This is a genomic window from Methylobacterium sp. AC690 (genome assembly GCF_979256535.1).
The window spans coordinates 130,803-149,962 of the sequence record NZ_CEEDOX010000016.1 but is presented as its reverse complement, the minus strand read 5'-3'; the positions used below and the strand labels follow the sequence as shown (position 1 = coordinate 149,962).

Sequence of the window (19,160 nt, the reverse complement as noted above, 5' to 3'; positions counted from 1 at the left end):
CGTAGCGCATGCTCGAAGGCGACGGGTGGGTCCCTATTGGGCGCCGATCCTGGGTCCCTTTTGCACGCCGATTGACACCTCCCGGCCTACAGCCCGGACTTCAAGCCGATTGAGCAAGCCTTCGCAAAGCTGAAAGCGCTCCTGGGAACGGCCGCCGCGCGTACCGTGCCCGACCTCTGGGCCGCCATCCGAGAAGCCCTTAAGGCCTTCCGCCCGCAGGAATGCCGAAACTACGTCGCCGCTGCTAGATATGATGCCTTGACCCAGCATGTCCGGCAGCGGCTTTAGACCCCATGATTTGGAATGAATTTCGATCTCTTGACGCACGCGCAGTAAGAATACGCAATACCAGTTCACAGAGTGGACTCCGGGTCACAAGATTGGTACACAAAGTAATGCCGGCAGCCTGATAGGATCCTGAAAAATCAATGACTTAGTGGAGGGATTTGCGAGTCCTTTCCTGGGCACCACTTGATTTCCAAGCTTTGAAATCGAGACGTTTTCCGCAGTTTTCCCTGTCCTGTTTCGACCGGCACAGGATCGTTCAAGCCCGCCGCACCCGCGCGATTTGATCAGCGGTTCGCGTCCCGGTCGCACTCTCCCGATCACTCGACGTTCATCCAGACAGCTCCGCGCCGTGCTGCCGTCGCACCGGCCGCGTGATGCGGCCCGGCGCCGCTGAAGCCGTCCGCGGCCGCGGACGCCGGATGCTCGGAGCGGGTTCGTCGCACCCAATTCCTGACCACGCGCGCTGAAGGTGCCGCCGCAGTTTGGGACGGTGGGGCCCTCGACTCGTCCGCGGTGCGGGGCGCAGTCGCCTGTCCCCAGGCGGTTCGGTCGAGGCGGGTTTCTGAGGTTCAACGAGCCGCGCCCCTGCGGCGTTCACACGACCTGCTGCCGCCTGCTGCGTCGCTTCATGACCGCCGAGGGCACATCCGACCGTCGCCGGCGCTGCCAAGGATTCCGTTCGCGGCCCAGAACCAAGCCGACCCTGAAGCGGTCTCGACGCAGTCGATCCGGCCGACCGAGGTACCGTTATTCGTTGCCGCGTAGTCGCGTCGCGCGTCGGCTCGGCCGGGCCATGTACGAGCCCATCTGATGGTCATCGCTACAGCATGACTTCATCTGCCATGCCGATCCGAGAGCACCAGCGGGATCAGTCCGTCTAATCCATCATCGGACCGATCCGCGGTGGGCTCTGATGCCACTTTCTGAGCCCGAGTTTAGACCAAAAACTTAAGTTTCAACTCGGGGCCAGCAAAAGTGGTGCTTGTTAAAGGACTTGAACCCTCGACCTGCCGTTTACGAGGCGGTTGTCAGTGGCTGTGAAATAATTGAAGATCTGACTGGTAACGTGCCTGCGTTAAGTGAGCGATGATATAATCTGGCGTTTATCCATGAGCGTATCAAAACTAATATCTCTCGCGTTTGCTGAGGCTATATCTCAGAATAGAGAAAATCAGACGCGTTGGGTGGCCGCTTCACTCAGAATTGGTGGCGGACTACCGCAATCTCTGCTGTCCGTGCAAATTCAAAAGGTCGGAAAATTCGACACCCTACTTCGCTCGATGGAGGATGAATTTGCGGATAGGCAAGGCGGTGGCAATGAAGATGTCGAATTGTTTGGATTTGATGCGCAGTCAATGATGTCTGAAACTTGGGTAAGTAGCGCTTATGAGTTTTGTAGAACCCTGAGGCAGCGCGAAATTGCGCCAAGAAGCGCTGGATTTGAAAATATATTCAGGGGTCTGGAAAGTTTGAGGATGACAATTGAGAAGTTGGAAATTGCCAAAGATAGGGTCATTAAAGAGCCTCTGCTGTTTATGCCTAGTGATCCTACACTCGACGACCGGCCTTATGCCTACTCTAAATCAGATCGACTAAAATCCCACATTATGCCCTCAGGTGTATCAGCCCGAGGTTCGATGATGTGGTGCCCATTTGATGACCATGCAAACAACCATGTGTGGATGGAACGGAGGAGCCTTTCGGACGGCTTGTTGGCCGCAATGGAGGAGTAATGGTGCGGGAGCTTCAGGAATAAGTCCTTTTCGATCAAAGGCACCGTTTATCCCGCACCTAAACCGATCGCCGTTCAAATAGTTGAATTATTCGACAGCTTTCCTGGCCACCACTTGATTTCCGACTTCTGAAATTGAGATGTGTTCTGCAGTTTCCCCTGTCCTGTGTCGATTGGTACAGGATCGTTCGGAACCTGACGCACCCGCGAGATTTGATCAGCGGTTCGCGTCCCGGTCGCGATCTCCCGATCAATTGGCGTTCATCCAGGCAGCTCCGCGCCGTGCTGCCGTCGCACCGGCTGCGTGAAGCGGTTGGACGCTCAGGCTCGGGTGGCCCTGCCGGATCCGTCGGCATCCATATCCTCGAAGCAGTGCGAAAGGGCGGCACTTTCGCGAGCGGAGGATCACCGCCAAATGTGTCCAATCATTCCGCGCGAATACAAGGTCGATCGCGTGACCAACTTCAGTGCTCTGGCGGGCGGGCCTCGGCGAGTTTGACCGTAGGAAGGGGGGAGGTCAGAGCATCCGCGCCTGCGCGACCCCGGCGCTGCCCGCTTCGACTCCTGCTCCAGCCCCCCAACTCGAAGCCTCCAGGCGCCGGAGGATCGCCTCAGGACCGCGTCGGGACCCGGTCCTGCCCGCGTCGGAGCGGATCGTTGATGTCGCCGGCACCCTGGTCGATGCCATGCGCCAGCTCCGGGATGTCCAGAAGTTCCGTGTGGATCTGCCGGCGGATGATCCGACCTTCCATGATGACCATGGCGGCCCCGACGATGACGAGGATGAGCCCGAGCGTCGCCGTGCCCATGCTGACGAGCTTCAAGGCTTCGCTGTCCTGGAACACGAGCGAAAATCCACCGAAGATCATCGTCGAGATCAGCAGCATGGCCGAGATGAGCCCGCAGCCGATCGCCCGGTTCATCAACTCGCAGCGGCGCTTGTAGTTGAGGATCTCATCCCGCATGTTCGCCTTTCTGCTGTCGGAAAGGTCTGGGGATCTGAACTTTTCGATCAAGTCGCGATAGCGATCGATGGCAGCATCGTAGCGGGTCTGTAGGAACGCTACAAAGATCCAGGCCGCGAAAATAATCGAGGCGGCTGGTCCAACCGTCGTCAGCACCTTGGCAAGGTCAAGGTTCATCGAGATCCAACTTTCTTGGGGTAATTTTCTTGGGGTAATGTTCTTGGGGTCTGTCATTTGTCTCTGACACACCCTCCATCAAACCTGTCGCGCACGACCGTGTTCCCCGTCCGGGCCCGCTGACCGGCTGAGACGGAACGTCCGCTGCGGCGCGGACGACCGAGGTCGGAGCGCGGGCCTTCCCGAACGGTACCGGATGCGCCCCTGAGGCGCGCGGGCTCGCGATGGGGCGGGCCATCCTGTGATCGCGAACCGAAGAGGGCGGGCGTCAGATCGGCCGGGGGCATGGGCGTGGCGAAGCCCGGCGGTCCGGCGGTCGGGGCCGTCATCTGCCGGGCAAGGTCGCAGGCTCGGAGGCCTCAGGCGGATCCGACGTCGCGATCCGCGGTCAGCGCCGCCGGGCGGGCCCCCGGCGCCGTCCGCCCACCGCGCCCCCGCGATGGATCGGTTCCTGCATCGCGGACGTTCCCCGTTCTGCGTCACCGCATGAGGATGCCGCGATGTCGTTGTTGCTCGAAGTCGCCGACGATCCGGATGCGGACGATTGGGATGCGATGGCGAAGGCGGCGCGGGAGGCCATCGATCTGCGCCTGCGCCTCCGCAACGGCGAGGATGTCGCGCGTTTCTGGTCCGCCGTGGCGAAGCTCTACGCCCGGGGCCTGCCGGAGATCGCGGCCGTGGCTCCGGTGGCGGGCGTCGCCCTCACTCCGAGTCCAGACCGTACTCTGCCCGAAGTGCTGCCCGCCGGCCGCGCAGCGCCAGCGCCTTGATGGCATGGTTGCGGCTCGTCGTCAGGATGGCGGTCGCCGTCGCGGGCTGGGCGTCGCGCATCGTGTCGGCCAGCGCAGCCAGCTCCGACGCGGCCGCTTCCTCGGTGGCGATGCCCGCCTGGAGGGTGTCGAGCACGGCCTGCACCATGGGAATGACCTGCGGGTAGCGAACCTCATCTCTCATCCAGGGTCCCTTTCTGCCTGCATCCCGTCGCGCGCTCGAGGGGGGTCGGGCGCGGCCGGCGCGCCTGCGATCGCGCGTGTCCTGCCACAGGGTAGCGTCCTGGGCTCCCGGGGCAAGCGGGTGCGGTGGGTAAGGGTGCCGCGGCCCGGCGGGCTCGGTGCCGGCTCGGGCAGGAGGGGGCGCCGCGCCCGGCCTCAGCGCAGCCGGACCGCCTGGATGATCTCCGGCTTCGACGCATGCACCGCCACGAAATTCGGCGGCCCCTGGAAGGTCTCGTCGCGCGGGTTGTAGCTCTTGAAGGCGACGCCCCGGGGCATGACCGGCCCGAGTACGAAGCCGTGGCCGGTCAGGACGCGCCAGAAGTCGAGGAGCAGGAACTTCGCGTAGATGTTGATCATGCCGTACTCGAACTGGATCACCGAGATCCGCCCCTCGGCCAGCATGCGGGAGAAACCCTCCAGGACGAGGTGCTCGGCGCCCTCGACGTCGAGCTTGAGGAAGTCGATCCGGGCGATGGATCGGTCCGCGCAGTAATCGTCGCCGCGGATGACCCTGACGCTCTGCTGGGTCCAGCTGCCCTTGTTGATGGCGGTGCCTTCGATCAGCGAGCTCAGGCCGTCCTTGCGCGGGTTGACGTGGATCTCCACGGTGCCGGGCTGGTCGGACAGGCCGAAATCGTTCGCCACTACCCGGTCGGAGCGCACGTTGGCGACGAACCGGGCGTAGGTCTCGGGGACGAGTTCGAAGGCGTGAAGCTCCGCGTCCTTGAATCGGGACAGTCAGGCCTTGGCGTATTCGCCCTTGTTCGCGCCGACATCGAAGATGGTCTTCGTCTCGAGCCGGGCGAGCTTGTCCAGGAGCCTGTACTCGCCGTTGCTCTTCATGTCGTAGTTCAGATTGTTGTAGCTCTTTGTATAGGCATTCGCCATGTGGTACAGAGCCGTCGAGAGCGGGCCGAAATTCTGTGAGATCAGGCGATTCACGCCTCGGACGGCACGATCCAAGAGGCTCATTCGTGGGATCTCCGAACAGATCGCAGAAGGGCGGGCGCAGCGCGCCCGGCGACCTTATGGGCCCGGTCCGGCAACGTCACGGCCCTTTTCGCGGCGCAGCGCGCGTCCGCGGGCGTCGCGCGCGCCGGGCGGCGGCCGTGATCAATGCCCCTCAGTCTCGACCGCAGCCGCTCGCGACGTGCAGTTGAGCGGGTCGATTAAATCGCTCCGGGACTGCATTCGCAGGCGCAAGCCTAGTCCTGCCGCAGTTCTGCCGCAATTGTTGCTGTGCGAGGTGTGTCCTCGCAATTTTGAATAAACTTTGAAACGGTTCCGGCGCGACGGCGTTACGGACACATCCACCACTCACATCGGACATGCTCATGGCGGAACAAGCCCTGGCCACGGCGGTCGACATCACGACCGCAGAGGGCAAGCCCAAGCGCGACTACCTGACCCCCATCGTCCTGGGGTCGCTCGCCGTGATGGAGTTGGGATGGGTCGGGCTGTTGGGCTGGGGCGCGCTCTGGCTGGTCGGCGCTTAGCCGCGGGCGCTCACCGGCGCCTCGTCGGGCCAGAGCGGTGCGCGTGCGGCCAGTTCCAGGACCAGCGCAAAGCACGCAAGATGGATCGTGACGTAGGCGAACATGGCGTCTTGCGCTTCCTCTCCGCGCACGGCCGGCGCGGCTGTGCAGTATGCTGCAATGAGCGGGAGAAATGCGCAACGTGTATTGCGCGATCAAACCTCTGAACCTGCAGGCTGTGCTTTTATGACAACCCTAACAAACTTTTGATGGTGGATTGTCGGCACGGCGCAGCGTCAATCCAACACATCGGCGTGATCAAGACTCTGTCAGGACTCGGATCGGACACCGTCCATCCGCGGAGGTCGGGGGCGGCGAGAGCCTGGTCCTGACAAGACTTGTCGCTCCAGGTGCTGGCCCCCGCCCGAATGGGCCATCCGCCGGGCTCAGTGCCGCGTGGCGTCCGTCGGGTCGGGGACGGGTTCGATCCCGAGGGCCTCGCTCAGGGGGAACTCCAGCACGATCTCGCCGGTCTCGTCCTCCACGAACAGCACCGCGCGCAGGAGCTGCGGATCGCTGTCCGCGCCCTGGAGAAGCTGCTGGGCCAGGATCTGGGCCGCCGTCCAGGCGGCGTCCGGGCTCGCCAGGTCCCGGCCGTCCGGGTCCACCACCACATCGTCCCCGATATGCGTATGGAAGAAGTAGCGTGGCATCGAAACCGGCTCCCGTCGGGGGCAGCGAGCCGCGCGCGTGACCCGCGCGGAACACCCGGACTCAACATGGGGACGCGCGTCGGCGCAGGGCAGGGGGGCGCGGACCGATCGCGAGCGCTTCACGTCCGGGCTCGCGCGTCACGTCCGGGCTAGCGCTTCACGTCCGGGCTAGCGCTTCTTGCCCAGTTCAGCCGCGATGTCCTTCGTCATCCGGCCGACCTTACGGTGGGCGGCGGCGAGTTGGTCCTGGGTGACGCCCCAGCGCTTCATCCAGAACTCCACCGCCTTGCGCTCCGAGAGGTCGAGGCGATCCTTGTCGATGAAGCCGCGTTTGTCCTTGAGACCAGCCATGAGCATTCCCGTCCGCGCGGCCGCCGGGCCGCGCGGAACCGATATGGGGTGGGGGACCGGCCCGGGCGAGTCTGCGGCGCACGATGGCGCGCGCCGCGTCGCGCCTCAGCGGGTGGGCGCGCTCGTGCCCTTGCCGGCGGCGCCCGGCGAGGCGCCCGATCCGGCATCGTTGGCGCCGGTGCTGTTGGAGGTGCCGGACCGGCTCTTGTCGCCCGTCGAGGGGCCGCTGCCGGCCGCGCCCGGGGAGGAGCCGGCGCCGGCATCGTTCGGGCCGGTGGTGTTCATGGTCCCGGACTTGGTGGTGCCCGAGCCACCCTCGGCCGCCAGGGCGACCGATCCGAGGGCGAGGGTACCGGCGAGGGCGAGGGCGAGGATCTTCATGGCATTTCTCCCGATTGTTTGGCGTGACTCACGCTTTCGTCAACGCCACGCTGCCGTCCAAAGTTCGGGATGAGGCGGGGACGAGAGCCGGCCGACGGGAGCGCCGAGGTCCCATCGCTGTGGACAGGCCGGCATCCGTCTGGCGTGCTGCACAAAAATTGCACAGGCAGGGGCACACGTTTCCGGAAAGTCGATTCGCCGATGCCGCTCACCAAACGCCGCTTCCTCGTCGCCCTCGGGCTCGGAGCCGCCCTGCTGTCCGCCGCGGGCGCGCAAGCGCAGGACGCGCTGGCCGAGATCACCCGGACCAAGGTGGTGAAGATCGGCATTCCCACCGATTACCCGCCGTATGGCTTCGTCGGCCTCGACCTGCAGCCCATGGGCCTCGACGTCGACATGGCCAACCTGATCGGGACGAAGCTCGGCGCCAAGGTCGAGCTGGTGCCGGTGGTGAGCGCCAACCGGATCCCCTACCTGCAGACGAAGAAGATCGACCTCATCGTCTCGACCCTCGGCAAGAACGAGGAGCGCATGAAGATCATCGACTTCAGCGCCGCCTACGCGCCGTTCTACCAGGGCGTGTTCGCCCTGAAATCGACCAGCATCAAGAGCTTCGACGACCTCGCCGGCAAGTCCGTGGCGGTGACCCGCGGCGCCATGGAGGACGAGATGCTGGGCAAGGTCGCGCCGGCCTCGGCCCAGATCCAGCGCTTCGAGGATCAGGCCGCGACCACCGCGGCCTTCGCGGCGGGCCAGACCCAGGTGATCGCCACCAGCGTCTCGAACATCGGCGTGCTCAGCCGCAAGAACCCGAATCTGGGCGTCGAGTACAAGCTCCTCCTGCGCGACAGCCCCTGCTTCGTGGGAATCGCCAAGGGCGAGGACGCTCTCCTGGCGAAAATCAACGCGATCGTGCTGGCCGCCAAGGCGGACGGGACCCTCGAGGCCCTGTCGCAGAAATGGCTGAAGCGCGGGACCGGCGACCTGCCGCTCTGATCCGCCGCGCCGAGCGGTCCGCCCTGGCGCGGGCCGCTCGGCGAACGCTGCCTGCCGGGTCGCTCCGCCACCAAGGCTCCCTCTGCCGCCAAGACTCCCTCCGCCACCAAGGCGCCCCCCACCACCATGCCGCTGCAGCTCGATTTCACGAGTATCCTGGTCCAGTGGCCGCTGCTCCTGCGGGGCGCGGCCTGGACCGTGGGCCTCACCGCCGTGGCGACGCTCCTGGGCGCCGCCCTGGCGATCGCCTGAGCCTGGGCGCGCTCCGGTGGGCCGGCGCCCCTGCGCTGGCTCGTGGGGACCTATGTCGAGCTGATCCGCAACACGCCCTTCATCGTGCAGCTGTTCTTCATCTTCTTCGGCCTGCCGGAGATCGGCATCCGCCTGTCGCCGGCGACGGCCTCGATCCTGGCCATGACGATCAATCTCGGGGCCTACGCCACCGAGATCCTGCGGGCGGGCATCGAGGCGACGCCGCGCGGGCAGATCGAGGCGGCCGAGAGCCTCGCGCTCACCCGGGCCCAGATCTTCACCCGGGTGGTGCTGCCGCCGGCCCTGCGCAGGGTCTGGCCGGCCCTCGTCAGCCAGATCGTCATCGTCATGCTCGGCTCGGCCGTCTGCGGCCAGATCTCCACCGAGGAGCTGAGCTACGCCACCAACCTGATCCAGAGCCGCAACTTCCGCGCCTTCGAGACCTACATCGTCGGCACGCTCGCCTATCTCGGCCTCGCGATCCTGGTCCGGACCCTGCTCAACTGGGCCGGCCCGCGCTTCCTGTTCGGCCGCTAGGACATCGCCATGCCGGACTTCACCCTCTGGGACATCCTGCGCAACCTCGCCCTCGCGGCGCGCTGGACCGTGGCCCTCTCCCTCGCGGCGTTCCTCGGCGGCGCGGTGGCCGGGCTTGGCCTGCTGCTCGCCCGGCTCGCCGGCGGGCTCTGGCTCGGACGCGCCGTCGGCGCCTACGTCCAGCTGTTCCAGGGGACGCCGCTGCTGATGCAGCTGTTCCTGCTCTATTTCGGCCTCGCCGCGGTCGGGTTCGACACCTCCGCCTAGCTCGCCGCCTGCGTTGCCCTCACGCTCTACGCTTCGGCCTACCTCACGGAGATCTGGCGCGGCTGCGTGGCGGCGATCCCGCGCGGGCAGTGGGAGGCCTCGGCGAGCCTCGCCCTCAGCTTCGGCCAGCAGTTCCGCCACATCATCCTGCCCCAGGCCCTGCGGATCGCGGTGGCGCCCACGGTCGGCTTCCTGGTGCAGGTGGTGAAGGGCACGGCGCTCGCCTCCGTGATCGGCTTCGTCGAGCTGACCAAGGCGGGCGGGATGATCGCCAACGTCACCTACGAGCCGATGCTGACCTATGGCTGCGTCGCGCTGCTGTACTTCGTGCTGTGCTTTCCCATCAGCCTCTCCGCCCGCCTCCTCGAAAGGAAACTCGCGATGAGGACCCCCGCATGAGCGCCGCCCCGAACGCGACGCCGGCCGGTGCGGGCCAGCCCCACACCCAGGTCGGCGCGCCGATCCTGCGCATCACGGCCCTGCGCAAGTCCTACGGCACGCACGAGGTGCTGCGCGGCATCGACCTCGACGTGGCGCGGGGCGAGGTGGTGGCGATCATCGGCAAGAGCGGCTCGGGCAAGAGCACGCTCCTGCGCTGCATCAACGGCCTGGAGGTGTTCCAGCACGGCTCGCTGATCGTCGACGGCCGCCATCTCCTGCACGACAACCCGAAGGCCATGCGGGAGCTGCGCCAGGGCGTCGGCATGATCTTCCAGAACTTCAACCTGTTCCCGCACCTCTCGGTCGGGCGCAACGTGATGCTGGCCCCGCACCTCGTGAAGCGGCGGCCGGGGCCGGAGAATGCGGCCCGCGCCCGCCAGCTCCTCGCCCGGGTCGGCCTCGCCGAGAAGTTCGACGCGATGCCGGACAAGCTCTCCGGCGGTCAGCAGCAGCGGGTGGCGATCGCCCGGGCGCTGGCCATGGACCCGGCGATCCTGCTCTGCGACGAGATCACCAGCGCCCTCGACCCGGAGCTGGTCGGCGAGGTCCTGCGCGTCGTGGAATCCCTCGCCGAGGAGGGCATGACCCTGCTGATGGTCACCCACGAGATGAGCTTTGCCCGCAAGGTCGCCGACCGGGTGATCTTCATGCACCAGGGGCTCGTCCACGAGATCGGGCCGCCGGCCGAGATCTTCGGCGCACCGCGCAGCCCGGAGCTGCGCCAGTTCCTGTCCTCGCTGCAGGACTGAGGGCGCGGGGCCCGGCTCAGGCCGCCTGGGCCGGCTCGATATCCTCGCGCGAGGGCTCGTAGGCGCACCAGTGGCAGTAGCCCTTGTCGGCGACCTTCGGCGCGTTGCGCTGCGAGCAGCGGGGGCAGACCAGCACGGACAGCGTCTTGCCGCGCAGGCGGGCGAAGCCGCGGCCCCGGAAGGTGACGGCCACCGACTCTCCGGCATGGGAATCAGGGCTGGGGGACATCGAGGCTCCTCGGATCGCGCTGGACGAGGACCAACGGCCAACCTCGGCATCGGTTCAGGACCGTCCCCAGGCGGATGCCGACCCGACCCTCCAAAAAGAGGGGCCGGAGGCGACGCCGGGGAGCGCCGCCTCCGGCCCCCGGCCGTCGCGTGGTGCGGTGGAGCCCGCCTTATTCGGCAGCGATCTGCCGGGGCCGGACCGCCTCGACCCGGGCGGCGCAGAACTTGAACTCCGGGATCTTGCCCATGGGATCGAGGGCCGGGTTCGTCAGGAGGTTGGCGGCGGCCTCGGCGTAGCAGAACGGCATGAAGATCATGCCCACCGGCACGTCGCGGTCGGACCGGACCTTGAGCTCCACCGCGCCGCGGCGGGTCTCCAGGCGCATGGTGTCGCCGGGCTCCAGGCCGAGGCGGTAGAGCTCCCGCGGCGCCATGAAGGCCACCGCCTCCGGCTCCAGGGCGTCGAGGACGCCCGAGCGCCGGGTCATCGAACCGGTGTGCCAATGCTCCAGCACGCGGCCGGTGGAGAGCACCATCGGGAACTCGGTGTCGGGCACCTCGTCCGGCGGCACGATGTGGGCCGGAACGATCTTGGCCCGCCCGCTCGCCGTCGGGAAGCCGGCGTAGAAGATGATCTCGTTGCCGGGCTGGTCGGGACCGTCGACCGGGTAGGTCACGGCACCCTCGCGCTCCAGCCGCTCCCAGGTGATGTTCTTCAGGGAGGGCATCACCTGCGCCATCTCGGCGAAGATGTCGGCCGGGCCCGTATAGGTCCAGTCGAGGTCGAGGCGGCGGGCGAGCTCCTGCAGGATCCACCAATCCTGGCGGGCGTCGCCCGGCGGCGGCACGACGGGCTTGGCGATCTGCACGCGCCGGTCGGTGTTGGTGAAGCTGCCCGCCTTCTCGGCGAAGGCGGAGGCCGGCAGCACCACGTCGGCGTGGAAGGCGGTCTCGGTCAGGAACAGGTCCTGCACCACGAGGTGGTCGAGCATCGCCAGGGCGTGACGGGCGTGGTTGAGGTCGGGGTCCGACATCGCGGGGTTCTCGCCCTCGACGAACATGCCCTTGATCTCGCCCGCGTGGATGGCGCGCATGATCTCGACCACGGTCAGGCCGTTCTTCGGATCGAGGGACTGGCCCCAGAACGTCTCGAACAGGTCGCGGACGGTCTCGTTCTCCACCGACTGGTAGTCCGGATAGACCATCGGGATCAGGCCGGCATCGGAGGCACCCTGGACGTTGTTCTGGCCGCGCAGCGGGTGCAGGCCGGTTCCGGGGCGGCCGATCTGGCCCGTGGTGAGGGCGAGCGCGATCAGGCAGCGCGAGTTGTCGGTGCCGTGGACGTGCTGGCTGACGCCCATGCCCCAGAAGATGATCGAGGCCCGGGAGCGGGCGTAGAGGCGCGCGACTTCGCGCAGGGTCTCCGCGTCGATGCCGCAGACCGGGGCCATCTTCTCCGGCGTGAACTCGACGATGCGCTCCTTCAGGGCCTCGAAGTTCTCGGTGTACCCGGCGATGTACTGCTCGTCGTAGAGCTTCTCCGTCACGATGACGTTGAGCATCGCGTTGAGCATCGCCACGTCGGAGCCCGGCTTGAAGGCGAGGTGCTTGTAGGCGTGCCGGGACAGGACCTGCCGGCGCGGATCCATGATGATCAGCTTGGCGCCGCGCTCCTTGACCGCGTTCTTGATGAAGGTCGCGGCCACGGGGTGGTTCACCGTCGGGTTGGCGCCGATGATGACGATGACCTCGGCATCGAGGGCCGCCGAGAACGGAGCCGAGACGGCGCCGGAATTCAGGCCCTCCATCAGGGCCGCCACCGAGGAGGCGTGGCAGAGCCGGGTGCAGTGGTCGACGTTGTTCGAGCCGAAGCCGAGGCGCACCAGCTTCTGGAAGAGGTAGGCCTCCTCGTTCGAGCCCTTGGCCGAGCCGAAGCCCGCCAGCGCCTTGCGGCCGACCGTGTCGCGGATGTGCTTGAGGCCGCCGGCGGCGCGCTCCAGCGCCTCGTCCCAGGTCGCCTCGCGGAAGTGGGTCCAGGGGTTGGCCGGATCGACCTGGTCGTTGGCGTCCTTGGCCACGTTGTCGAGGCGGATCAGGGGCTTGGTCAGCCGGTGGGGGTGGTGGACGTAGTCGAAGCCGAAGCGGCCCTTCACGCAGAGGCGGTTCTGGTTGGCCGGTCCGTCACGCCCCTCGGCGTAGACGATCTTGTTGTCCTTGACCTTGTAGGAGACCTGGCAGCCGACGCCGCAATAGGGGCAGAGCGAATCCACCTCGCGGTCGGGATAGACGGTGCGGGTCTGGCTGTCGTCGAGGTAGGCCGCGGGCATCAGCGCGCCGGTCGGGCAGGCCTGGACGCACTCGCCGCAGGCGACGCAGGTCGACTGGCCCATCGGGTCGTCGAAGTCGAACACCGGCTTGGCGCTGGCCGAGCGGTAGGCCATGCCGATGACGTCGTTGACCTGGACCTCGCGGCAGGCGCGGACGCAGAGGTTGCACTGGATGCAGGCGTCGAGGTTCACCCGCATGGCCGGGTGGCTCCAGTCGCCCTCCCAGCGCTGGGCGGCCGGGAAGCGGCTCTCGGTGACCTCGACATGGTCGGCCTGCGCCCAGAAATGCGAGGTCGGATCGTGCGAGATCTCCCGGGCCGGCTGGTCGGCGACGAGGAGCTCCATGACCATGGCGCGGGCCTTGGTCGCCCGCTCGGAGGCGGACTTCACCTTCATGCCGACGCCCGGCACCCGCTTGCACGAGGCGGCGAGCACGCGCTCGCCCTCGATCTCGACCATGCAGGCGCGGCAATTGCCGTCCGGCCGGTAGCCCGGGGCGGGCTTGTGGCAGAGGTGGGGGATGTGCGTGCCGAGGCGCTGGGCGACGGCCCAGATCGTCTCGCCCGGGGCCGCCTCGACCTGCTGCCCGTCGAACTCGAAGATCACGCCCGGAATACCGGCCGGCATCTCCTTGAGGCCGAAGGTGCCGCTCGGGGCCGGACCCGCCTGGCCGCCCGACTGGGTGCCCTCGGAATAGGTGCTCCCGGCGCCCGGGTTGGCGCCGTCCGCCTTGCCGCCCGCATCCTGGGGGCCGGTCGGGGTGGTGGCGTGGGCTCCGCTGAGACCACTGTTCTGTGTGCCGCTGCTCATGGTTCCGCTCCAGTCATGGCGCAGGAAAATCGGGGTCGGGCCGCTGCCGCGAGGGGGGCAGCCGCGCCGTCGGGTCGGGGACGGATCGCTATTCGGCCGCGATCCGCTGCGGCGACGGGAACAGGTCCGGGAAGTACTTGATCACGGTGGTGAGCGGGTTCGACGCCGCCTGGCCCAGGCCGCAGATCGAGGCGTCGCGCATGCACTGCGAGAGTTCGCCGAGGAGATCGGTGTCCCACACGTCGTTCTCCATCATCACGCGCGCCTTCTGCGTGCCGGAGCGGCAGGGGGTGCACTGTCCGCAGGACTCGTCCTCGAAGAACCGCATCAGGTTCAGGGCCGCGCCGCGCACGTCGTCCTGGTCCGACAGCACGATGACGGCGGCCGAGCCGATGAAGCAGCCGTACTTCTCGAGGGTGCCGAAATCGAGGGGGATGTCGTCCATGCTGGCCGGCAGGATGCCGCCCGAGGCGCCGCCGGGCAGGTAGGCCGCGAAGCTGTGCCCGTCACTGATCCCGCCGCAATATTCCTCGATCAGCTCGCGGATGGTGAGGCCGGCGGGGGCGAGCTTGACGCCCGGCTCCTTCACGCGGCCCGAGACCGAGTAGGAGCGCAGGCCGACCCGGCCGTTGCGGCCGTGGCCCTTCCACCACTCCGCGCCCTTCTCGACCAAGTCCCTGACCCAGTAGAGGGTCTCGACGTTGTTGATGAGCGTCGGGCGGTTGAACAGGCCGACCTGGAACGGGAAGGGCGGCTTGTGCCGCGGCAGCCCGCGCTTGCCCTCCAGGGACTCGATCAGCGAGGATTCCTCGCCGCAGATATAGGCGCCCGCGCCCCGGCGCAGATGGATGCGCGGGCCGCCGGCCGGAAGCCGGGCGATCTCGCGGGCCAGGATCTCGCGGGAGATCGGGTACTCGTCGCGCAGGTAGATGTAGACGTCGGCCGCCTCCACCACGTGGGCGCCGATCAGCATGCCCTCGAGGAAGCGGTGCGGATCTTTGTTGAGGTAGAGCTGGTCCTTGAAGGTGCCCGGCTCGCCCTCGTCACCGTTCACCGCCATGAGGCGGGGACCGGGCTCGCCGCGCACCGAGCGCCACTTGCGCCCGGTGGGGAAGCCGGCGCCGCCGAGGCCGCGCAGGCCGCCGTCGTCGAGGACCTGCAGGATGGCGTCGATGCTGAGCTCGCCCGCGCGCAGCCGGTCGAGGACGGCGTAGCCGCCGTTCGCCCGGTAGGCGTCGTAGTCCGGATAGGCCGGCAGGTGGGCGTGGGTGTCGCCGGCCTGGACCGCCGCCGTAACGCTGGCGACGTCGGCCTTGTGCAGGAAGTTGTGGCCGACCTCGACCGCCGGGGCATGGTCACAGAGGCCGACGCAGGGCGCGCGCACCACGCGCACCCCGCTGCCGAGGGTCTCGCGCAGGGCTTCCAGCAGCGGCTCGGCGCCGAACATCGCGCAGGTGAGGCTGTCGCAGACCCGCACGGTGAGGGCCGGCAGGTCGGCATCGCCATCCTTCAGCACGTCGAAATGCGCGTAGAACGTCGCCGTCTCGAACACCTCGGCGAAGGCCAGGCCCATCTCGTCGGCCAGAGCCGCCAGGTGAGCGGCGCTGATCTGCCCGTAGGTGTCCTGGACGAGGTGCAGGTGCTCGATCAGCAGGTCGCGCTGCCGCGGCCGATCGCCCAGCAGGCGCTCGATCTCGACCTTGGCCACGGGCTCGACCTGCCGTCCCTTGGGAACGGGCCGGGCCCGGTTGCGTCCCTTGCCAGGGTGCTCGAAGCGGCGAACCTCGCCAATGTCATGCGCGCTCATGCGTTCATCCTACCCCTTTGGTATTCAAAATACCAGATTCTGCGCAGTGTTCTTATAGGCCTCCCCATAGCAGCAGATGAGAAAAATTCGGAAGTGAAATTGGTCGCGCGTCACTGGCCGCCGAACGCACGCAGCGGCCGTCCGGCTTCCGAGCGTTGAACGAAGGACGGCGGAGCGCCGGCCGGCAGTGCAGCAAGGCGGGGGCCGACCACGGCGTTGATCTCGAGCTCGAACGCGTCCAGGGCCTCGTTCACCCGCGCCACGGCGGCCGCATCGAGGGATTCCGCCTGCGGACGGTCGAGGCCGGCCCCGCGCAACGCGTTCCGCACCGTGTCCAGCAGCTCGGGCGTCAGCGGCGGGGCCGCCTCGTCGGCGTAGCCCCGGGCGACGATCTCGGCCCAATCGGCTGTGGAAGAGGTGTGGGATTCTGTCATCGCTGCGGCTCCAAGTCGCGAGTGTCGGAGCATCAACGCGCGGCGCGGCCATTCAGCCGCGCCGCGTCGTCATCGCGGCAACGACAGGCCGTCAGGCCCGGTCGGTGATGCGGATCGACAGGTCCGGCAGGCCGGCGATCTGTCCGAGGAGCACGTCGCCCGGCACCACCGGCCCGACATTCTCCGGCGTGCCCGAGTAGATCAGGTCGCCGGCCTTCAGCTCGAAGGCCTCGGACAGGTTGGCGATCTGCTCGGCCACCGACCAGATCATCTGCGACAGGTCGGCGTCCTGGCGGACCTTGCCGTTGACGCTGAGCCGGATCGCGCCGCGCTCCGGATGACCGATGGCCGAGACCGGATGCAGGGGGCCGATCGGCGCGGCGTGGTCGAAGCTCTTGCCGATCTCCCAGGGCTTCTTCTGGTCGCCCATGCCGCGTTGCAAGTCGCGCCGGGTCATGTCGAGGCCGATCGCGTAGGCGTGGACATGGTCGAGGGCGACCTCCTTCGGAATGTTGCGGCCTCCCGACCTGAGGGCGGCGACCAGTTCGAGCTCGTGGTGGTAGTTCCGGGTCAGGGACGGGTAGGGATGGTCGGCGACCCGACCGACGGGCACGACCTGGATCGCGTCCGTGGGCTTCTGGAAGAAGAACGGCGGCTCGCGCGTCGGGTCCGACCCCATCTCGCGGGCATGTGCGGCGTAGTTGCGCCCGATGCAGTAGATCCGCCGCACCGGGAACACCTCGGCGCTGCCGACGATGGGGATCGTCACCTGGGGCAGGGCGAACAGCGGCCGGGGCGTGGCGCCGCCCGAGGCCGGCTCGGCTTCCTCGGCCGGCGCCCGGCCGGACAGGAGAGCGCTTCCGGCAGCGGCCGCTGCCGCGACCCTCAGGGCGTTGCGTCTGTTCGTGGTCATGAGCCGATGCCTCGTGGTGAACCGTGATCGCGCTGTCGCGCGTCCCTTTCAACGCGCCGCGGCCCCGCGCGTCCCTCGACGGGGATCGATCCGCGCGGACGGCACCCGGCGCAATCCTGCAGGGTGGTTGACACACTAAGGGGATGCATGCTTCATAATTCATATAGATGAATAGAGGACTGCATGTCACTTCTGGCTGACGCCGATCCGCGGTTGGCGCGCTACCAACAGCTGCGCGACGTCATCGTGGCCCGCATCGTCGACGGGTCCTGGCGGGCCGGCGACGCGATCCCGACGGAGGCGGAACTGTCGCGGGAGGCCGGCATCGCCGTCGGGACCGTGCGCAAGGCCATCGACCTCCTCGTGGCCGAGGGCATCCTCGACCGAGTCCAGGGCCGCGGCACCTTCGTGCGCCGCCCCTCCCTCGACCGCTCCCTGTTCCGCTTCTTCCGCCTCACGGATGGCGATGGGGGCCAGGCGGTACCCCAGGCCCGCATCCTCTCGCGCAGCCGGGCGCCGTGCCCGACCGAGGCGGCGGAAGCCCTCGGCCTGCCCCCCGGCGCGCCGGCCCTCCGCCTGGAGCGCCTGCGCCTCGACGGGGCGACGCCGCTGCTGGCCGAGGAGATCTGGCTGGCGCCGGACCGGTTCGCGCCCCTGGAAGACCTCGCCCCGGACGCTTTCGGCGACCTGCTCTACCCGCTCTACGAGCGCCTGTGCGGCGAGGTCGTGGCCATGGCCGACGAGACCCTGACCGCCTCCGGCGCCTCGCCCGCACTCGCCGCCCGCCTCGGCCTCCCGGCCGGCGCCCCCGTCATGGTGATCGAGCGCATCGCCCGGGGCTACGACCGGCACCCGATCGAGTGGCGCCGCTCCCACGGCGCCGCCGAGCGCTTCCGCTACCGCGTCGAGATCCGCTGACGCCCGACCATCGTCCCGGCAACCCGCCTCGAAGAGCGGAGCGCATGAGGAAACGCCGCCATGTTGGACTGGTACCGCTCCGGCACGCCGACGGAGCGCAAGACGTTCTGGGCCTGCTTCGGCGGCTGGGCCCTCGATGCCCTCGACGTCCAGCTCTTCTCGCTGGTCGTGCCGACGCTCCTCGGCCTGTGGCAGATCAGCAAGGCCGAGGCCGGGTTGATCACCAGCGTCACCCTGGTGGCCTCGGCGCTGGGCGGCTGGATCGGCGGGGCGATCTCGGACCGCATCGGCCGGGTCCGCGCCCTCCAGGCGATGATCCTGTGGTTCGCCCTCGCCACCGGCCTCTCGGCCCTCGCGCAGGACTACACCCAGCTGCTCGTGCTCAAGGCGCTGCAGGGCCTCGGCTTCGGCGGCGAATGGGCCGCTGGCGTCGCCCTGATGAGCGAGGCGATCCGGCCGCAGCATCGCGGCAAGGCGCTCGCCAGCGTGCAGAGCGCCTGGGCCGTGGGCTGGGGCGCCTCGGTCGGCGTGTTCACCCTGGCCGCGGCGCTGCTCCCGCCGGACATCGCCTGGCGCGCGGTCTTCGCCGTCGGCCTCGCCCCGGCGCTCCTGGTGGTCTGGGTGCGCCGGAACGTGCCCGAGCCCGGGGTCGTGCCGGCGGCGCCGTCGCACGGCGCCGGTCCGCGCCCCTCCGTCCTGACGACCGCCCTGTCGATCTTCGCGCCGGAGCACCTGCGCGTCACCCTGGTCGGGCTCCTCCTCGGCACCGGGGCCCATGGCGGCTACTACGCGGTGACGAGCTGGCTGCCGACCTACCTGCGCACCGAGCGCGGCCTGTCCGTGCTCGGCACCGGCGGCTACCTCGCGGTCATCATCGTGGCGTTCTTCTGCGGCTGCCTCGCGGCCGCCGCGTTGCTCGACCGGATCGGCCGGAGCCTGACGGTGGGGCTCTTCGCCGCCGCCTGCGTGGTGGTGGTGCTCGCCTACGTGTTCCTGCCCTTCGGCGACACCGCGACCCTGCTCCTCGGCTTTCCCCTCGGCTTCTGCGCCGCCGGAATTCCGGCCTCGCTCGGGGCGCTGTTCTCCGAGCTCTATCCCGGCGGCCTGCGGGGGACCGGTGTGGGCTTCTGCTACAATGCCGGCCGGATCGTCTCGGCGGGCTTCCCCGTCCTCGTGGGCCATCTCAGCGAGCGCATGAGCCTCGGCGCCGCCATCGGGATCGATGCGGCCGTCGGCTACGGCCTCGTGGTCCTGGCGGTGCTGATGCTGCCCGAGACCCGCGCCAAGGACCTCGGCGAGACCGCCGCCCCGCGCGCCGTCGCGCTCCCCGGGGCCGCCGGCCGGCGCCTGCCGCAGAAGGCCACGCCATGACCCTGACGCGACGCCTCTTTCAGACGGGAGCCT

The 19,160-nt window shown here is 68.1% G+C and carries 19 protein-coding genes and 3 pseudogenes; 10 read left to right on the top strand and 12 right to left on the bottom strand.

Going from position 1 to position 19,160, the window contains the following annotated elements; genetic code table 11:
• Window positions 1-75 precede the first annotated feature (75 nt).
• Window positions 76-288, top strand: a pseudogene (locus tag AC0IY1_RS19220) (hypothetical protein); the annotation flags it as partial.
• A 1,079-nt stretch (window positions 289-1,367) separates the two neighbouring features.
• Window positions 1,368-2,021 carry a hypothetical protein gene (locus AC0IY1_RS19215; protein ID WP_471771617.1) on the top strand — a complete coding sequence of 218 codons (654 nt, stop codon included), beginning with the start codon at window positions 1,368-1,370 and terminating at the stop codon, window positions 2,019-2,021.
• A 610-nt stretch (window positions 2,022-2,631) separates the two neighbouring features.
• On the opposite strand, the gene AC0IY1_RS19210 is transcribed toward AC0IY1_RS19215, so the two are convergent.
• Window positions 2,632-3,219 (bottom strand): DUF2721 domain-containing protein, encoded by a 588-nt coding sequence (locus AC0IY1_RS19210; protein WP_471771615.1) that lies wholly within the window; start codon window positions 3,217-3,219, stop codon window positions 2,632-2,634.
• Window positions 3,220-3,662: 443 nt separating this feature from the next.
• Here AC0IY1_RS19210 and AC0IY1_RS19205 point away from each other — a divergent pair, with 443 nt between their 5' ends.
• Entirely contained in the window at window positions 3,663-3,932 is a 270-nt protein-coding gene (locus AC0IY1_RS19205) for a hypothetical protein (protein ID WP_471771613.1), read from the top strand.
• Here the strand turns inward: AC0IY1_RS19205 and AC0IY1_RS19200 are convergent.
• The 3 genes from AC0IY1_RS19200 to AC0IY1_RS19190 all read right to left on the bottom strand — a co-directional run bounded on the left by AC0IY1_RS19200 (window position 3,865) and on the right by AC0IY1_RS19190 (window position 5,129).
• The gene (locus AC0IY1_RS19200) at window positions 3,865-4,116 is read right to left on the bottom strand and encodes a hypothetical protein (protein ID WP_471771611.1); all 252 of its coding nucleotides are present in this window, start codon (window positions 4,114-4,116) and stop codon (window positions 3,865-3,867) included. The two genes, AC0IY1_RS19205 and AC0IY1_RS19200, sit on opposite strands and share 68 nt — an antisense overlap.
• Window positions 4,117-4,310: 194 nt before the next feature.
• Complete coding sequence (locus AC0IY1_RS19195; protein ID WP_471771621.1) at window positions 4,311-4,895, bottom strand: FkbM family methyltransferase; 585 nt, start codon at window positions 4,893-4,895, stop codon at window positions 4,311-4,313.
• Entirely contained in the window at window positions 4,896-5,129 is a 234-nt protein-coding gene (locus AC0IY1_RS19190) for a hypothetical protein (RefSeq protein ID WP_471771609.1), read from the bottom strand.
• Window positions 5,130-5,491: 362 nt separating this feature from the next.
• Between AC0IY1_RS19190 and AC0IY1_RS19185 the strand changes: the two genes are divergently transcribed.
• A complete protein-coding gene (locus tag AC0IY1_RS19185) occupies window positions 5,492-5,653 on the top strand; it encodes a hypothetical protein (protein ID WP_156375823.1) in 162 nt (53 codons plus the stop codon).
• 425 nt (window positions 5,654-6,078) lie between these two features.
• Here the strand turns inward: AC0IY1_RS19185 and AC0IY1_RS19180 are convergent, their stop codons facing one another.
• From AC0IY1_RS19180 to AC0IY1_RS19170, 3 genes are all read right to left on the bottom strand, one after another.
• Window positions 6,079-6,345 carry a DUF6894 family protein gene (locus AC0IY1_RS19180; protein WP_471771607.1) on the bottom strand — a complete coding sequence of 89 codons (267 nt, stop codon included), beginning with the start codon at window positions 6,343-6,345 and terminating at the stop codon, window positions 6,079-6,081.
• A gap of 168 nt (window positions 6,346-6,513) precedes the next feature.
• Window positions 6,514-6,696 carry a DUF3606 domain-containing protein gene (locus AC0IY1_RS19175; protein ID WP_055957170.1) on the bottom strand — a complete coding sequence of 61 codons (183 nt, stop codon included), beginning with the start codon at window positions 6,694-6,696 and terminating at the stop codon, window positions 6,514-6,516.
• A gap of 105 nt (window positions 6,697-6,801) precedes the next feature.
• On the bottom strand, window positions 6,802-7,077 hold the full coding sequence (locus AC0IY1_RS19170) for a hypothetical protein (RefSeq protein ID WP_055957053.1): 276 nt from the start codon (window positions 7,075-7,077) through the stop codon (window positions 6,802-6,804).
• Between the two features lie 201 nt (window positions 7,078-7,278).
• Here AC0IY1_RS19170 and AC0IY1_RS19165 point away from each other — a divergent pair, with 201 nt between their 5' ends.
• From AC0IY1_RS19165 to AC0IY1_RS19150, 4 genes and pseudogenes are all read left to right on the top strand, one after another.
• Window positions 7,279-8,073 (top strand): transporter substrate-binding domain-containing protein, encoded by a 795-nt coding sequence (locus tag AC0IY1_RS19165; RefSeq protein WP_471771605.1) that lies wholly within the window; start codon window positions 7,279-7,281, stop codon window positions 8,071-8,073.
• A gap of 126 nt (window positions 8,074-8,199) precedes the next feature.
• Window positions 8,200-8,862: pseudogene (locus AC0IY1_RS19160) on the top strand (amino acid ABC transporter permease).
• Window positions 8,863-8,871: 9 nt separating this feature from the next.
• A pseudogene (locus tag AC0IY1_RS19155) lies at window positions 8,872-9,528 on the top strand (amino acid ABC transporter permease).
• On the top strand, window positions 9,525-10,319 hold the full coding sequence (locus AC0IY1_RS19150; protein ID WP_103711531.1) for an amino acid ABC transporter ATP-binding protein: 795 nt from the start codon (window positions 9,525-9,527) through the stop codon (window positions 10,317-10,319). Before AC0IY1_RS19155 ends, AC0IY1_RS19150 begins: the two are co-directional and overlap by 4 nt.
• A 16-nt stretch (window positions 10,320-10,335) precedes the next feature.
• Here the strand turns inward: AC0IY1_RS19150 and AC0IY1_RS19145 are convergent, their stop codons facing one another.
• From AC0IY1_RS19145 to AC0IY1_RS19125, 5 genes are all read right to left on the bottom strand, one after another.
• On the bottom strand, window positions 10,336-10,548 hold the full coding sequence (locus tag AC0IY1_RS19145; protein ID WP_103711530.1) for a hypothetical protein: 213 nt from the start codon (window positions 10,546-10,548) through the stop codon (window positions 10,336-10,338).
• 169 nt (window positions 10,549-10,717) lie between these two features.
• Window positions 10,718-13,684: a formate dehydrogenase subunit alpha gene (gene fdhF / locus AC0IY1_RS19140; RefSeq protein ID WP_471771603.1), complete on the bottom strand. Its 2,967-nt coding sequence runs from the start codon at window positions 13,682-13,684 to the stop codon at window positions 10,718-10,720.
• An 88-nt stretch (window positions 13,685-13,772) separates the two neighbouring features.
• Window positions 13,773-15,491: an NAD(P)H-dependent oxidoreductase subunit E gene (locus AC0IY1_RS19135; RefSeq protein ID WP_471771601.1), complete on the bottom strand. Its 1,719-nt coding sequence runs from the start codon at window positions 15,489-15,491 to the stop codon at window positions 13,773-13,775.
• Between the two features lie 110 nt (window positions 15,492-15,601).
• On the bottom strand, window positions 15,602-15,925 hold the full coding sequence (locus tag AC0IY1_RS19130) for a hypothetical protein (RefSeq protein WP_103711528.1): 324 nt from the start codon (window positions 15,923-15,925) through the stop codon (window positions 15,602-15,604).
• A gap of 91 nt (window positions 15,926-16,016) precedes the next feature.
• A complete protein-coding gene (locus AC0IY1_RS19125) occupies window positions 16,017-16,838 on the bottom strand; it encodes a fumarylacetoacetate hydrolase family protein (protein WP_471771599.1) in 822 nt (273 codons plus the stop codon).
• Window positions 16,839-17,021: 183 nt separating this feature from the next.
• On the opposite strand from AC0IY1_RS19125, the gene AC0IY1_RS19120 reads away from it, so the two are divergent.
• Both AC0IY1_RS19120 and AC0IY1_RS19115 read left to right on the top strand, forming a co-directional pair.
• A complete protein-coding gene (locus AC0IY1_RS19120; RefSeq protein WP_471771597.1) occupies window positions 17,022-17,756 on the top strand; it encodes a GntR family transcriptional regulator in 735 nt (244 codons plus the stop codon).
• 60 nt (window positions 17,757-17,816) lie between these two features.
• A complete protein-coding gene (locus tag AC0IY1_RS19115) occupies window positions 17,817-19,127 on the top strand; it encodes an MFS transporter (protein ID WP_471771595.1) in 1,311 nt (436 codons plus the stop codon).
• The last annotated feature ends 33 nt before the right edge of the window (window positions 19,128-19,160 follow it).

Coding starts and splice junctions, on each gene's coding strand:
- AC0IY1_RS19210 (WP_471771615.1), bottom strand. CDS start 3,219: ATGACAGACCCCAAGAACATTACCCCAAGAAAATTACCCCAAGAAAGT.
- AC0IY1_RS19205 (WP_471771613.1), top strand. CDS start 3,663: ATGTCGTTGTTGCTCGAAGTCGCCGACGATCCGGATGCGGACGATTGG.
- AC0IY1_RS19200 (WP_471771611.1), bottom strand. CDS start 4,116: ATGAGAGATGAGGTTCGCTACCCGCAGGTCATTCCCATGGTGCAGGCC.
- AC0IY1_RS19190 (WP_471771609.1), bottom strand. CDS start 5,129: ATGAGCCTCTTGGATCGTGCCGTCCGAGGCGTGAATCGCCTGATCTCA.
- AC0IY1_RS19185 (WP_156375823.1), top strand. CDS start 5,492: ATGGCGGAACAAGCCCTGGCCACGGCGGTCGACATCACGACCGCAGAG.
- AC0IY1_RS19180 (WP_471771607.1), bottom strand. CDS start 6,345: ATGCCACGCTACTTCTTCCATACGCATATCGGGGACGATGTGGTGGTG.
- AC0IY1_RS19175 (WP_055957170.1), bottom strand. CDS start 6,696: ATGGCTGGTCTCAAGGACAAACGCGGCTTCATCGACAAGGATCGCCTC.
- AC0IY1_RS19170 (WP_055957053.1), bottom strand. CDS start 7,077: ATGAAGATCCTCGCCCTCGCCCTCGCCGGTACCCTCGCCCTCGGATCG.
- AC0IY1_RS19165 (WP_471771605.1), top strand. CDS start 7,279: ATGCCGCTCACCAAACGCCGCTTCCTCGTCGCCCTCGGGCTCGGAGCC.
- AC0IY1_RS19150 (WP_103711531.1), top strand. CDS start 9,525: ATGAGCGCCGCCCCGAACGCGACGCCGGCCGGTGCGGGCCAGCCCCAC.
- AC0IY1_RS19145 (WP_103711530.1), bottom strand. CDS start 10,548: ATGTCCCCCAGCCCTGATTCCCATGCCGGAGAGTCGGTGGCCGTCACC.
- fdhF (WP_471771603.1), bottom strand. CDS start 13,684: ATGAGCAGCGGCACACAGAACAGTGGTCTCAGCGGAGCCCACGCCACC.
- AC0IY1_RS19135 (WP_471771601.1), bottom strand. CDS start 15,491: ATGAGCGCGCATGACATTGGCGAGGTTCGCCGCTTCGAGCACCCTGGC.
- AC0IY1_RS19130 (WP_103711528.1), bottom strand. CDS start 15,925: ATGACAGAATCCCACACCTCTTCCACAGCCGATTGGGCCGAGATCGTC.
- AC0IY1_RS19125 (WP_471771599.1), bottom strand. CDS start 16,838: ATGACCACGAACAGACGCAACGCCCTGAGGGTCGCGGCAGCGGCCGCT.
- AC0IY1_RS19120 (WP_471771597.1), top strand. CDS start 17,022: ATGTCACTTCTGGCTGACGCCGATCCGCGGTTGGCGCGCTACCAACAG.
- AC0IY1_RS19115 (WP_471771595.1), top strand. CDS start 17,817: ATGTTGGACTGGTACCGCTCCGGCACGCCGACGGAGCGCAAGACGTTC.